Source organism: Levilactobacillus zymae (assembly GCF_032190635.1).
In the GTDB taxonomy this organism is placed as follows: Bacteria; Bacillota; Bacilli; order Lactobacillales; family Lactobacillaceae; genus Levilactobacillus; species Levilactobacillus zymae_A.
In genome coordinates, this window is sequence record NZ_JAVLAS010000001.1 from 2,314,307 (window position 1) to 2,327,778 (window position 13,472).

Consider the following 13,472-nt stretch of genomic DNA (forward strand, 5'->3'; position numbering starts at 1 on the left):
CCTCACTGTTTTAGTAAACCCCTACTAAATTCAGCGACCAGCCGTCGAATTGTGAAGAAAATAATTAGTTGAAAACGCTTGCAGAATAGTGACCCACCAGCTATACTTTATTCGTTAATACATTTTATAAAGGCATTTTTTAAAATAGATTTCAAATCTAACGGAGGAGTGTATTCCAATGAAGCAGTACTTAGCCTATGCGTTTGGCACTTTCGGGCACGATGCCTTCTACAATACGTTAAGCATTTATTTCATGATGTTTCTCACCAGTCAGCTTTTTACCAGTGGGGCCGACGAAAAGATGGTCGGCTTGGTGACCCTCATTGTCGTGGTCATTCGGATTGGTGAAATCATGTTCGACCCGATGATTGGTGGGGTCGTCGATAACACCGAAACACGCTGGGGCAAATTTCGGCCGTGGATCATGGCTGGCTCCCTCGTGGCCTCCATCGGTCTAATCGTTTTATTCTCCGATTACGGTGGTCTGGCGTTCAACAATCCAACCCTGTACCTGATTTTGTTAGCGGTTACTTTCTTAGTAATCGACGTTTTCTACTCGTTCAGTGACATTGCCTTATGGTCGATGTTACCCGCCATCAGCATCGACACCAAAGTTCGAACACGCTTCGGAACGGCTTCACGACTGGGATCGACGCTGGGCGCCCAAATCGTGATTGTGATCATCACGCCCGCCATCCTGTTGTTCTCCCACGTTTTCTCGAAGGTCCCTTACGGGCAACAGACCCACGCCGGCTGGTTCGGCTACGTCTTGATTGTGGCTTTACTGTGTTCCGGTGGGGCGTTGATCACTTGCTTGAACATCAAGGAACAGGACAACCTGATTCGGAAGAACACCCAACACACCAACTTAAAGGCCATCTTTAACGCCATTAAGAACAACACGCAACTCCTGTGGATCGCGGCATCTTACTTCCTGTTTGCCTTTAGCTACGTGGTCACCCAATCCCTGTTGATGTACTACTTCCGTTACCGGTTGGGCAACGTGGCGGCCTACACCTGGGTCGGGGTCATCACCTGTGTGCTGGGCGTGCTCTCCGTATCCATCTATCCGTTACTTGAGCGCCTGATTCGGCGAAAAGCCATCTACATTGCCGGTATCGCCTTTATGCTGATTGGCTACGTGATCTTCTTGTTTGCCGGGCAGAACCTGGCCCTAGTACTGGTCGCCGTGTCCTGCTACTTCTTCCCGTACCCGCTGATTTTCTTGGCCACGTTGATGACCATCACCGACAGTGTCGAATACGGGCAACTAGTCAACGGTACGCGAAACGAATCGGTCACCCTGTCCATCCGACCACTGATCGATAAATTAGCCGGCGCCGCCTCCAACGGGGTCGTGGGCCTGGTCGCCGTGGCCGTCGGAATGACGGGTAACGCCAAACCCAGTGACATCTCGGCCGCCGGGATCTTTAAGTTCAACACCTTCATGTTCTACATTCCCATCGTGCTGCTGATCATCGCCGCCGTGATTTTCTTCTTCAAGGTCACGCTGACCGAAGCTAAGCACGCCGAAATCGTTAAGGAGCTGCGCAAGCGTTTGGAAAAACAAGACGCTGCCACGCCTAAGTCAACCTTAACCGATTCGCAACAAACCACCCACGTGACCTCGGCCACACCAATGGCCAACTCGCACAACTAACCTTCTAAAAACCGTCATCCAGTCTGTGAGCTGGGTGGCGGTTTTTGGTGTCCATCTAATCGTTATGTCGCTGTTAGTAGCATAGCTAAGCCCCCTCAGACGTTGCTAATCGTTTTCGTCTAGCACTAGTAGCTTGCCACAGACGCTAAGCCTGCCCCCAGTACTGTCTGGTCATTACCCTTCAGGATGACCGATCCCACTAATCAGTACCTGCTAATCACCAGCGACACGCCTACGAAGAGTCCCAACCCTAGTTCACTCGTTTTGATAACCTTTAATTGATGACTTGCTAGTCCATGAAGGCTCTCCAGTCCCGTAACCCCAAACTAGCTTAACGTCCCGACCACTATAAAATCGTCTTCTCTCCGCCTTAATTTCCCACTTTCCCCGCTGGATACCTGCGTCTGCCCTTTAGGGGGCCCACCCAGCAACGCATGAAGGCCCTGAAAAGTAACTAAGTAACGACCACCTAGGCCCCACCAACTTACCCCACCGGACCCACTAAAAATAGGCCCCATCCGGATCAGCACGTCCGGATGAGGCCTATTGATTTAGGGTTTTATGAATGTAGTTAAAAAGATACGAGTGGGAACCAAAGCCTATTTGGCACTAACGGGGGCTTTATCGCTGGCCACGTTGGCGTCTAGCTTAGCAAGCTTCGTGAGGCCGTGCATGTCGCCGACTAAGTCCTGGTACAGCTTCCGGTACATAGTGTAGTACTGGTTGTATACGGCGTGGCGCTTAGCGTTCGGTTCGACTGGGTCGCCGAGAACCTGCCACTTCTGAACGTCGTCGACATCGAGGATGCCCGTGCCGATACCGGCCAACATCACGTCACCCAGGTTAGCTTCGGCGTCTTCGATTGGCGTCCGAACGGCGTAACCCGTTACGTCAGCAAACATTTGGACCCAGTCCTTGGAGTTCGTGACCCCACCGGCGATGATGATGTAATCGCCCAGGTCGCGGCCCGTGCTTTCGATACTGTGCCGCAATGCGTAGCAGACGGCTTCCTGGAAGGCGTGGTAAATGTGAGCCTTGGTGTGGACCAACGACAACCCGAAGATCAAGCCCTTGGCGTCGGAGTTCCAGATTGGGGCCCGTTCACCCATGAAGTATGGCAGAACGACCAGGCCTTCACTCCCCGGACCGATGTTTAACTTCTTAGCTTCCTTGTTCAAGGCCACGTAGGCGTTATCGCCCCCGGCCTTTTGTGCGGCCACTTCTTCTTGGGCGAACGTGTCCCGGAACCACTTAGTGATGGCGCCGGCCGTAGCGGACCCGGAGAAGTTGTAGACCAAGTTTTCCGACTTGTAGGGGTACGGCCAAACGATCAGGCCCTGGCCCTTAATCGGCTTTTCGCTAACCAACGCGGCATTCATGGATTGTCCAATGGCGGCCACGTACTTGCCGGGCTTGAAGACGCCCATGCCGACGTTCGCGGCTCCGACATCGACCCCACCGGAAATCACGGGCGTGCCTGCCAGTAAGCCCAGTTCCTTAGCGGCAGCGGCGGTCAGTCCCCCCACGATGGTCGTGGAGTCAACGATGGGCATCGGCATCATGCTTTCGGGAACACCCATGGCGTCGAGCATTTCCTTGGACCAGGTATTGGTGTTGACGTCGTAGAACCCACCCAAGTTCCCGGCGGCGGTGTGGTCAATGGCCACCTTACCGGTCAATTCATAAATCGCGTAGTTGGAAGGCGGCAGGAACATCCGCGTCTTCTTCCAGTTCTCGGGTTCGTGGTTCTTAATCCAGAGAATCTTAGTGTAGCCGTAATACGGGTCGACCACGTCGTTCCCGGTGATTTCGGTCAACCGGTCGCCGTCGATGTGTTCCTTGACCCAGGCAACTTCGTCTTCGGCTCGGCGGTCCATCCAGATCAGGCAAGGCCGAACCGGCTGCATGTGTTCGTCAACGGGGATCCCGGAGCCCCCGTACAGACCACTGATACCGACCCCTTTAATATCGTGCGGGTCGACGCCGGCCTTTTCAACCGTCTTTTGGATGGACTTCTTTAAGCCATCGACCCAGACGCTGGGCCATTGTTCCGCCCACAGCGGCTTGGGTGTGAGGACGTCGTATTCTTCTAAGTCTTGTGCGATCAGGTGACCTGCCGTATCCATCAAGATACTCTTGGTCCCTGACGTCCCAATATCCGTTCCAATTAAATATTTCATGAGTAGACCTTCCTTCGGCAATGCCGTTTTTCAAAGCTATAGGTGTGTGTAGCTTCCGCCCGAACCGACCATTTGATCAATCCATCACACGCCTGAAGAAACGCAAAGGTGACGATAGTCGCACGATCGCCACCTTCAGTGAGTTAACGTGGTCACTTTACCAAGCGGTGAAGGCCCCGTCAACCAAGTAGTCGTCCCCGGTACTGAATGAACTGGTGTCACCCGCCAAGTAAACGGCCATTCCTTGTAATTCATCCGGTCGACCCAAGCGCCCAAGCGGTGCCCAGTCGTTCCAAGTCTTGATCAATGGCTTCAAGTCTGGTGAGCTTAACGTCAAGTCGGTGCCCATGTAACCTGGGGAAATGGTGTTCACCCGCACGCCCTTCTTGGCCCATTCGATTGCTAAGGACTTGGATAATTGGATAACCCCGTTCTTAGTGGCGTTGTACGAGCATTGTGGTTGTGGCCGGTTAACGATGTGTGCGGACATGGAAGCCGTGTTCACGATGGAACCGCCACCATTCTTTAACATGTAACGACCAGCCGCTTGCGAGCAGAGGAAGACGGAGTTCAGGTTCAAGTTAACAACCTTCAACCAGTCCTGGTAGGACATATCTTCGGCGGGGATGTTTAAGCACATGCCGGCGTTGTTGAACGCAGCGTCTAAGCCGCCCAATTCCTGAACCACCGTTTCGACCATCTTTTGCACTTGGTCGGGATCGGTGACGTCGGTTGGTACCGCGATGACCTTTTGGCCCGTGGCGTCCGCAATTTCTTTGGCCGTGGCTTGTGACTTTTCAGCGTTGATGTCCACGATGGCCAGGTCGGCCCCAGCTTCTGCTAAACCAGTGGCCATGGATTTACCTAATCCTTGCGCACCGCCGGTCACGTAAATCTTCTTACCCTTGAGTGACATTCGATCTAGAATCCCCATTAGTGTTGCCTCCTAAGTAATTGATTAACTAATTTAAGTGGCATTAAGGGCGTTTAGCAAAATAATAAGTAGTTTTGTAAAATCGTTTTCCTTAATGCTCCTTAATCATATATCCAGATGTAACCGCTGTCAACGATTTTAGAAAACTATTTTATAAAACAAGCCTTCAATTTTACAAAACAAGTTGCGATTAGGTATAATAACGGTATTGGAGGCGCACACATGGCAAACGATATTACCAATAATTATTCGCGAGTCTTTCAACTCATCTACCATCAAGATAAAATTTCCAAACAAGAAATTGCCATTCAATTAAACCTCAGTCTCCCCACGGTGACCCATAATCTGAAGCTACTCATGGCGAACGACCTGATTCGCAACGACGGGAAGTTCAAATCCCAAGTTGGCCGGCGCGCCGTCGCCTACTCGGTCTACGCCCGCAAGCGGGTCTGCTTAGGCCTGGAAATGTTCAAGAATTATGTGACCATCACCGCCATCGATTTAAAGGGTGCCGAAATTGCGGCCGATAAGTTGCTGCTGGATTACTCGAATGACGACAACTACTTTCAACAACTGGCCACCTGGATCAAAAGCTTCGCCACGGACTGCGGTCTCGTGGACGAACAGGTCATCGGCTTAGGCGTGGGCATCCAAGGTTTAATTTCCTACGACCGCACAACGGTTTTGTACGGCAAAATCTTGGATTGCACGGGGTTAAAGACTGTCCGCTTCGAACAGTTTCTCCCCTATAAAGTTTCGTTCTTCCATGATGCCGACTGTGTGGCCTATGCGGAACACGATCAGTCCGACGACCACAAGGACACCATCTACCTGTCCATCGGCGAACATCTCGGCACGGCCATCATGATTAATGACCGCATCTACTCCGGCGAACAGGGCCGCAGTGGGACCATGGAACACGTGACCTTCGTGGCCAACAGCGACCGGCTGTGCTACTGCGGTCGGCACGGTTGCATCGAAACCTACGTCTCCATTAGTTCGTTGCTCCACGCCGACGAGCAGTTACCCGATTTTATGGCCAGCTTAGCGCAGAATCAGGCTAACCGGGCGCGGTGGGAAACCTACCTGGACGACCTCGCCGAAGCCATCAATAACTTTCATATGTTCCTCGACAACCGTATCGTGATTGCCGGGGAGTTATTGCAATTCATCAACCAACAGACCTTGGCCCAGCTTAAGGAGCGCATCGCCAACCTGACGGCCTTTCCGGAAGACCGGCCGTACCTGCGCCTAGGATCCGTTTTAACCCATCCAGTGGCTACCGGTGCTGCTATTCCGTTAATGGAAAGTTTCATCGAAAACATTTAGGCGACAAAAAACGATTAGACAATCAGGCTTCAATCCTGATCATCTAATCGTTTTTAGATTACTTGTCTCGCTTAGAAGAACCGCTTCAATGGCACTAACCCTAAACCAACCAAAGCGACTAAGCCAATGACTGCCGCCACTGGGGAATGCTTCTCGTTAGTCTGTGGTAATGTCGCTGCCGTAACGTGATGGCCGCTAGCGTCGTAGCTCGGCTGTGCCGCAGCACCAGTCGTGCCAGATTCAGTCGATCCGCTAGTCGCGGTGCTGCCGTTAGCCGTCGTGCCATTCGCTGGCATCGCGCCCTGACCAGCCGTTGCGGGCATCTGGTTGCTTGGCGTGGTCCCCGTTACGGGTGCGGTCGTCCCAGATTCGGCCGTGCTAGGTTCGCTTGGCGTTGCACCAGCGCCACCTGGCGTCGTCGTGCTCGGCTCAGTGGTTCCCGGTTCGGTCGTGCTAGGTTCAGTTGGCGTTGCACCAGCACCACCCGGCGTCGTGCCAGGTTCAGTTGGTGTTGTCGTCCCAGGTCCCGGTTCAAATCCACCGGCACCGTCGCCACCACCAGGAATTAACTCCCCAGGTTCTTGGGGTTCCGTCGGCGTGCCAGGTTCACCTGGCATCACACCAGCACCGCCCGGCTCAGTAGTCCCGGGTTCTTCGGGATTCGTTGGTTCCGTGACCCCTGGTTCGGTAGTCCCAGGTTCTTCGGGATTCGTTGGTTCCGTCACACCTGGTTCGGTAGTCCCGGGTTCTTCGGGATTCGTTGGTTCCGTGACCCCTGGTTCAGTAGTCCCAGGTTCTTCGGGTTCCGTTGGTTCCGTGACCCCTGGTTCAGTGGTCCCAGGTTCTTCGGGTTCCGTTGGCTCCGTGACCCCTGGTTCAGTGGTCCCAGGCTCTTCGGGCTCCGTTGGTTCCGTGACCCCTGGTTCGGTAGTTCCAGGTTCTTCGGGTTCGGTGATTGGCCCAGCACCAACCACGTCCAACCGGATGAACCCGTGCCGATTAAACGAATTACTGTTTAACTTATTTAACGTGACCGTCCCGGTATGGGAACCCGCCGCGATGAAGAAGTGACCAATTGGGGCACTCCCGTACAGGTTCGTCATTTCAAAACTGTCGTCCTTAGGAATCTTCACATTTGCGGGCACCGTGACCGTCATGGTGTCCCCGGCCTCAAGTGGCGTATAGGAAGGTAACCGCCACTTATAGTTGACGGTATAGGCCTGATCCTCCGGTAAGACTTCCGTATGGGTCATGACCTTCCCCCGACTGTTCTTAATCACCGCACTAGCGGCGTCCAAGCCAGTCGCGGCAAGCTCCTTAGCTTGCCCAATCATTGGTGGCCCCATGAAAAGGGTCGCCAAGCCGGCAACCATTAGCAAAGAGATTTTCCAAAACTTACGCATATCTAATTCCTCCAATCGCTCTCTCCTAACACCCACAACGTAGCATGAATATACGTAAGAGATTAAACTTCCCGTCTGCTTAGTTAAATCAACAACGTTTGCCGAAACACTGCTAAATCGCTCATTAGTTTCCCAGCAACTACATCACGTTAATTATTTCACTAAAAACTAATCTAGCACATCTCTTGGTCTAACTTTCGGTTAACGCAAGGACTGAGTAACGAAAAAATTATATTTGCATCATCCTTGATTTTTTCCGGGAATCCGATTTTAGACCGGCAACGAGGGAACCATCATCCCCATCAAACAATCGTTACCGGCCACCTTCCAGCCCACCAACGGTCTTTTTCAGCGCCACCCACCGCTAGCGGACATATAATGTAAGCAACCTAAGGAGTGATCCGAATGAGCGAATTGAGACGCTTGGACGGCCAATCACCGGCCATTCAATACCTACAGACAAAAGACAAGCACCTCGGCAAAGCCATTCAGATGGTGGGACCACTGGAGTACCGACTGGCCGACAACGGTTACGGCTTTCTGGTGAGTCAAATCATTGGCCAAATGTTATCCAATAAGGTGGCCGCTGTGCTAACCCAACGTCTCCTGGACCAGTGTGCCGGCCCTTTGACCGCGCCGACCATCGCCCAACTCAGCGACGCCACCATTCGGGGGATTGGCATCTCCCACTCGAAGGTCGGCTATATCCGCAACTTAACCACCGCCGTGTTGAATCAAACCGTGGACTTTGACCGTTACGCAACGTTACCTGACGCCACCATCATGCAGGAGCTGACCGCCGTCAAAGGGATTGGACGGTGGTCGGCCAAGATGTATCTAATCTTCGCGCTGGATCGACCCAACATCTTACCCTACGAAGACGTCGCTTTTCTTCAGGGATACGGCTGGGTGTACAAAACCACCGATTACACGGCGCGGGCCGTCCAGAAGAAGTGTCATAAGTGGCAACCCTATTCGTCGATTGCCGCGCGCTACCTTTACGTGGCCCTCGATCGGGGGCTCACCAAGACGCCCTTTCACCTCTTCAAATAGGCTTATCTTCATTCGCTGGTAGTGCCGTTCACTAACGCTAATGGCGCAGGAGATTTTACCCGGGGGCCGGAAGCTTCTATACTTAGAAGTAGCCTAAGAAATTGGAAGTGATTCACGATGTTTCAACTTTTGACTGATTCCGAATGCGGTCTTGCGGGCGCCACATTGAAGGCGCACCACGTGGCGGTCATCCCGTTTCATTTCACGGTTAACGGCCACACCATCGCCAGTGATCTCGATGATAACCAGCAATTAGAAGACTTTTACACCCAACTCAAACAGGGCGTTCAGCCGTCCACGGCGGCCATCAATGTCGGTGAATACGTCACCTTTTTCAAGCCCTACGTCCAGGCTGGAACCCCCATCTTGTTCATGGGTCTGTCTAGCGGTCTCAGTAGTTCGTTTCATAACGCCGAACTAGCCCGCGACCTGCTCCTCGAAGACTATCCGGATGCCGACATCCGCGTGGTCGATACCCTGGCCGCCTGTGCCGGCGAAGGTCGACTGCTCCTCGAAGCCATCCACTTACAAGCGGCGGGAAATGACCTCGATACCACGGTAGCCTGGTTGACCGCCCACCGACTACAGCTCCAACAGTGGTTCACCGTCGATAGTCTGCAGTTCCTCTACCATGGTGGCCGGATCTCCCGGGCGAGCGCCACGGTGGGCACCTTGCTGCAGATCAAACCCCTCTTAGACGTCGATCCTCAGGGGAAATTACGAGTGGTCGATAAGATTCGGGCCCGCCACCACGCCTTGGCCGCCCTCACGAACAAGGTCACCGCTGCGCTCCATCAAGACGTTCGTCAACCCGTTCTGATTGCGACTAGTGGCGATTGGGCCGCCGCCAAACGCGTCCGGGACGCCGTCTTGACGCAATACCCCGCCGCCGACCTGCGTATTGGCCCGATTGGTCCCACGATTGCCTGTCACACTGGGTTTGGCTGCGTGGCGGTCTTCGTGACCGGACTAACGGACCGTAACTAACGGCAACCTGCCTTGATAATCGACAGGTCGCCTGGCGAGGCGGGTCTCCCCTAACCTTAAAGTGCAACGCGTTGCTTTTCGATAATGGGTTTTGACTAACCCCAAGTTTTCCGGGCTGGTCTGGGTCACCAGCTGGCTGGCCGCACGCAATTAACCGATGCAAACGATTTGTTTTCAAGCATAAATAGTTTATAATACACCTATATTAACCATCGGCGTTAATCAGGAGTTGCCCTTGGCAGCCCATCACGACTGAGGGACGCCCAAACTATCTTCAGGAGGTCATGCCATGGTCCTAATCAGCTTAGTGCTCGGAATTCTCCTTGCCCTCGGTGGTTTCTTCGTCCCCACCACCCGACTGGTGCGCCTCCTGGTCGGCGGTCTGGGCTTGGTGATCCTCCTAGGGGCCACGGTGGGCCTGGTAGGTAACGCTCAGCAGCACTGGGGAATGCACCGGGTGACCACCACTCACACCAATTCCGTTGCTTCAATTGCTTCAACCGATCCCCTCGATGTCCTGGTTTACCAGCCCAGCAAGGGACCGCGTAACCAACGAGTCTATACTTATCGTTCAACCACGACGAACCGGCAACAGACCACCGCGGCCACGTCCCAAACTCGTAATCGGGTCGTTATCGGCCACACCACTACGGCGACGCTAACCACCACCACAACCAGCTGGCAGTTTCGTTCTCGGTTCTGGCGGGCGATGTTTACCTATCCCGGCCGGCACACGGCGTTAATTCGCCAGCAAAACACCTTTGAGTTGCCTAGCCGGTGGGTCACGCTCACGCCGAAGCAAACGCAGTGGCTGAAAGCCGCCGTTAAGGAACAGGCCAAGGGGGTGCGGCAGGCCAAACGCGAGGCGGTCGCCAAGATCGTCAAACAACAATTAGCCGCCATCAGCCACCCCACTGCGGCGCAACGGCGACAAATCACCGCTAAAGCTCAACGCGCTGTCACCCAAGAACTTCAGAAACAAGCACCAAAACGGGCGGCCCAGCTGGCCCAACAAGCCCAGCAACAACCCGCAGAATAGAAGAAGTACGACCAAAGATCAGGCCCCGTTCCCGGTTAATCACCGGTCAACGGGGCCTTTACTGGCCTTCATTAAGAACCTATCCGACTTTACGCCATCCTCAGCTGGTGTTTTACCCATAACACACAAAAGCGTCGCGGTTTCTACCAGAGTAGAAATTGCGACACTTTTAGCTGACAGCTGTTCTGGCAAGTCTCACTAGAACTTTAAGGTTTTACTTTCCACCCACGGGTTCTTATCCGCCACAAAGTGTCCCGTCTTCATCGAACCGGCCACCGAACGAACTTTGAGATGGTGTTTGTCCGGCCGCGTTAACGTGTATTGCGTTGCGATCCCCCGGTCCGTCTTCATATACTCGACCATCACGAATTTCTTGGCTGTCCGCGTGGTCATCACTAATTTATCTAGTTTAGATAACTTAGTGTCAGCAATCACACCACTCTTTTGTCCAATCTGATAGGCCTTAGCCGTCGTCATTTTCTGTAATGGGACGACCTTAAGCTTCAAATGCTTATTCGGATCTCTCCAAGACCACTTCACGATCTTAAACTGCGAGCGGCTGTTCAACGCCACGGCATGAAAGGCCCCCTTACCTCCGGGGAACTTTTTGGAGGAGACATTAAAGTAGTCCTGTCCGTTTCGAACCATGACCTTCCACGCCAGGGAAAGTTGACTTCCCTTCTTAATCGTCACCACCCGTTTCCAGTTTTTGTGCCCAGCGTAGTGCTGCCGATTCAAGTTATTGACCTGCTTTTGCGTGGTCAAGTAGGGCTTATTGTTAACCCCGTAGAGGTAGACTTTCAGGGGCCGTTTAGCCCGAATCGTAAAGTTCTTTTCCTTAGCCTGCCGGGTAAAACTAGCCATCCCCTTGGTCGTCTTCGCTTGCGCTGATTGGGTTGAACTCAACCCGACCGTGACGAAGGTCATCGCTGCCAAAGCCATGACCGTACCGCGAACCATTTGTTTAAACATCAAAGCAACTCCCCTTATGTATCTAATTTTAGCTTAACTGATTACTAGGATAATCGTTAACCCAAGATAATATTAGGCGATTGGGTAAGGTTAGTAAAATGCAGACTTCCTTCGTTTCTGCACTTTATCCGTCAAAAAATGGACCGCCACCCCATCAGGTGACGGCCCATTTTCATTCGGTTAACGTTTACTCCAGATACTGCTTCGTGGCGGCCACAATGTCTTGTAACCCCTTCTTGGCATCGGAGAAGAACATTTGCGTGTTATCCATGGAGAATAACGGGTTTTGAATCCCGGCATACCCGGTACTCATCGACCGTTTGATAACCACCACGGACTTCGACTTGTCGACGTCCAGAATTGGCATTCCGGAGATTTCGTTGCCACTTTCCCGCGCTAACGGGTTGGTAACGTCGTTGGCCCCGATGACCAACGACACGTCGGTGTTTTCAAACATCGGGTTGGCATCGTCCAGTTGCTTCATCTGTTCGTACGGCACGTTCACGTCGGCCAACAGCACGTTCATGTGCCCTGGCATCCGCCCGGCAACCGGGTGAATCGCGTAGTCGACGTTGATACCCTTATCCGTCAAGACCTTCGCCAATTCGGCAACTTCGTGTTGTGCTTGAGCGGCGGCTAACCCGTACCCGGGCACGATCATCACGTTGTGAGCGTAAGCCAACTGCAACCCAATATCGTCGGCGGAAGTTTCCTTGACGTCGACGGGCACGGCATCGGCGGTGCTGTTTGCATCGCTGTCGCCAGTCCCGAAGCCCCCGGCCAAAATGTTGGCCACGGACCGGTTCATGGCATCAGCCATTTGCAGCGTCAAGATGGTCCCGGCGGCCCCAACTAAGGCCCCGGCGATGATCAAGACTTGGTTATTGATGACGAACCCGGCAAAGGCCACGGCCAACCCAGTGAAGGCGTTCAACAGGGAAACCACGACCGGCATGTCGGCCCCACCAATTGGTAAGGTCATCAACAGCCCGAAAATTAAACTCATGACCAATGCCAAGATAACGTACCAGACGTTAGTTGGCGATGCCATCATGAACCAAGCCGAAACCAAAATGGCAACCACTACGATGATGTTCAGTAAGCGGGCCCCCGGGAAGGTAATTGGCTTTCCGGGAACTTTCCCGGATAATTTCCCCGTGGCAATCAATGACCCGGAGAAAGTAATCCCCCCGATCACCACGTCCAGAAAGACGGGTAGCGAGAAGGCCAAGCTCAGGGTCGCGCCATCACCCTTCAACAGGTAATCGAAGATCCCGATAACGGCGGCAGCCCCGCCCCCAACGGCGTTAAATAAACTAACTAATTGTGGCACATCGGTCATTGGCACCTTGCGTGCTTTGACCATCCCGTACAGAATCCCGAGTGCTAAGCCCAAGATTAAGACGATCCAGCCGACACTGTCGATGGTGCCTTCCACGATGATCGTCACGATAATCGTGATGACGGCTAAGAACATCCCAATGGCCGATAAGCCGTTCCCGTGCCGGGCGGTCTTTGGTGACCGCATCATATGTACCCCGAGAACGTAGCAGACGGCTGAAATCAGATAAATTAATGCTGATACCGTTTGTAATGCACTCATTTGCGATCAGCCTCCCCTTGTTTAGCGGCCGGCTTGCGGTCAAACATGCCCAGCATCCGGTCGGTGACGGTGTACCCACCCGCGACGTTAACCGCCGAGAAGAAGGCCCCTAAGAAGGCTAAGATGTAGAATGGCCAGCTGTTGGCTTCGGCCGCGATTACGAAGGCCCCCACAACAACGACCCCGTGAATGGCGTTGGCCCCAGACATCATGGGCGTTTGTAGCGTCGCAGGAATCTTACTCATAACTTCAAACCCAACTAATAGACTCAATACAAAAATAGCTAAATTCGTAAATAACTCTTCACTCATG

At 53.3% G+C, this 13,472-nt stretch carries 11 protein-coding genes; 5 read left to right on the forward strand and 6 right to left on the reverse strand.

Annotated features, from left to right (window positions below; translation table 11 throughout):
• Positions 1-178 precede the first annotated feature (178 nt).
• The gene (locus RI501_RS11075) at positions 179-1,660 is read left to right on the forward strand and encodes a glycoside-pentoside-hexuronide (GPH):cation symporter (protein WP_313822580.1); all 1,482 of its coding nucleotides are present in this window, start codon (positions 179-181) and stop codon (positions 1,658-1,660) included.
• Positions 1,661-2,259: 599 nt separating this feature from the next.
• Here RI501_RS11075 and RI501_RS11080 read toward each other — a convergent pair.
• Entirely contained in the window at positions 2,260-3,840 is a 1,581-nt protein-coding gene (locus RI501_RS11080; RefSeq protein WP_313822582.1) for an FGGY-family carbohydrate kinase, read from the reverse strand.
• 157 nt (positions 3,841-3,997) lie between these two features.
• Entirely contained in the window at positions 3,998-4,774 is a 777-nt protein-coding gene (locus RI501_RS11085) for an SDR family oxidoreductase (RefSeq protein WP_313822584.1), read from the reverse strand.
• Positions 4,775-4,996: 222 nt separating this feature from the next.
• On the opposite strand from RI501_RS11085, the gene RI501_RS11090 reads away from it, so the two are divergent.
• Positions 4,997-6,103, forward strand: coding sequence for an ROK family transcriptional regulator (locus tag RI501_RS11090; RefSeq protein WP_313822586.1), 1,107 nt, complete (start codon positions 4,997-4,999; stop codon positions 6,101-6,103).
• A 71-nt stretch (positions 6,104-6,174) separates the two neighbouring features.
• Here RI501_RS11090 and RI501_RS11095 read toward each other — a convergent pair whose 3' ends face one another.
• Positions 6,175-7,506: an LPXTG cell wall anchor domain-containing protein gene (locus RI501_RS11095; RefSeq protein ID WP_313822588.1), complete on the reverse strand. Its 1,332-nt coding sequence runs from the start codon at positions 7,504-7,506 to the stop codon at positions 6,175-6,177.
• Positions 7,507-7,911: 405 nt separating this feature from the next.
• Between RI501_RS11095 and RI501_RS11100 the strand changes: the two genes are divergently transcribed.
• The 3 genes from RI501_RS11100 (at position 7,912) to RI501_RS11110 (ending at position 10,585) form a co-directional block, all read left to right on the forward strand.
• Positions 7,912-8,559: a DNA-3-methyladenine glycosylase family protein gene (locus tag RI501_RS11100; RefSeq protein WP_313822589.1), complete on the forward strand. Its 648-nt coding sequence runs from the start codon at positions 7,912-7,914 to the stop codon at positions 8,557-8,559.
• 117 nt (positions 8,560-8,676) lie between these two features.
• Entirely contained in the window at positions 8,677-9,546 is an 870-nt protein-coding gene (locus RI501_RS11105) for a DegV family protein (protein WP_313822591.1), read from the forward strand.
• 289 nt (positions 9,547-9,835) lie between these two features.
• Positions 9,836-10,585, forward strand: coding sequence for a DUF4811 domain-containing protein (locus RI501_RS11110; RefSeq protein WP_313822593.1), 750 nt, complete (start codon positions 9,836-9,838; stop codon positions 10,583-10,585).
• 198 nt (positions 10,586-10,783) lie between these two features.
• On the opposite strand, the gene RI501_RS11115 is transcribed toward RI501_RS11110, so the two are convergent.
• From RI501_RS11115 to RI501_RS11125, 3 genes are all read right to left on the reverse strand, one after another.
• Positions 10,784-11,557: a hypothetical protein gene (locus RI501_RS11115; protein WP_313822595.1), complete on the reverse strand. Its 774-nt coding sequence runs from the start codon at positions 11,555-11,557 to the stop codon at positions 10,784-10,786.
• Positions 11,558-11,744: 187 nt separating this feature from the next.
• Positions 11,745-13,160 carry an NAD(P)(+) transhydrogenase (Re/Si-specific) subunit beta gene (locus RI501_RS11120; protein WP_313822597.1) on the reverse strand — a complete coding sequence of 472 codons (1,416 nt, stop codon included), beginning with the start codon at positions 13,158-13,160 and terminating at the stop codon, positions 11,745-11,747.
• Positions 13,157-13,471 (reverse strand): NAD(P) transhydrogenase subunit alpha part 2, encoded by a 315-nt coding sequence (locus RI501_RS11125; RefSeq protein WP_313822599.1) that lies wholly within the window; start codon positions 13,469-13,471, stop codon positions 13,157-13,159. The genes RI501_RS11120 and RI501_RS11125 overlap by 4 nt, the downstream gene beginning before the upstream one ends.
• Position 13,472 lies beyond the last annotated feature (1 nt).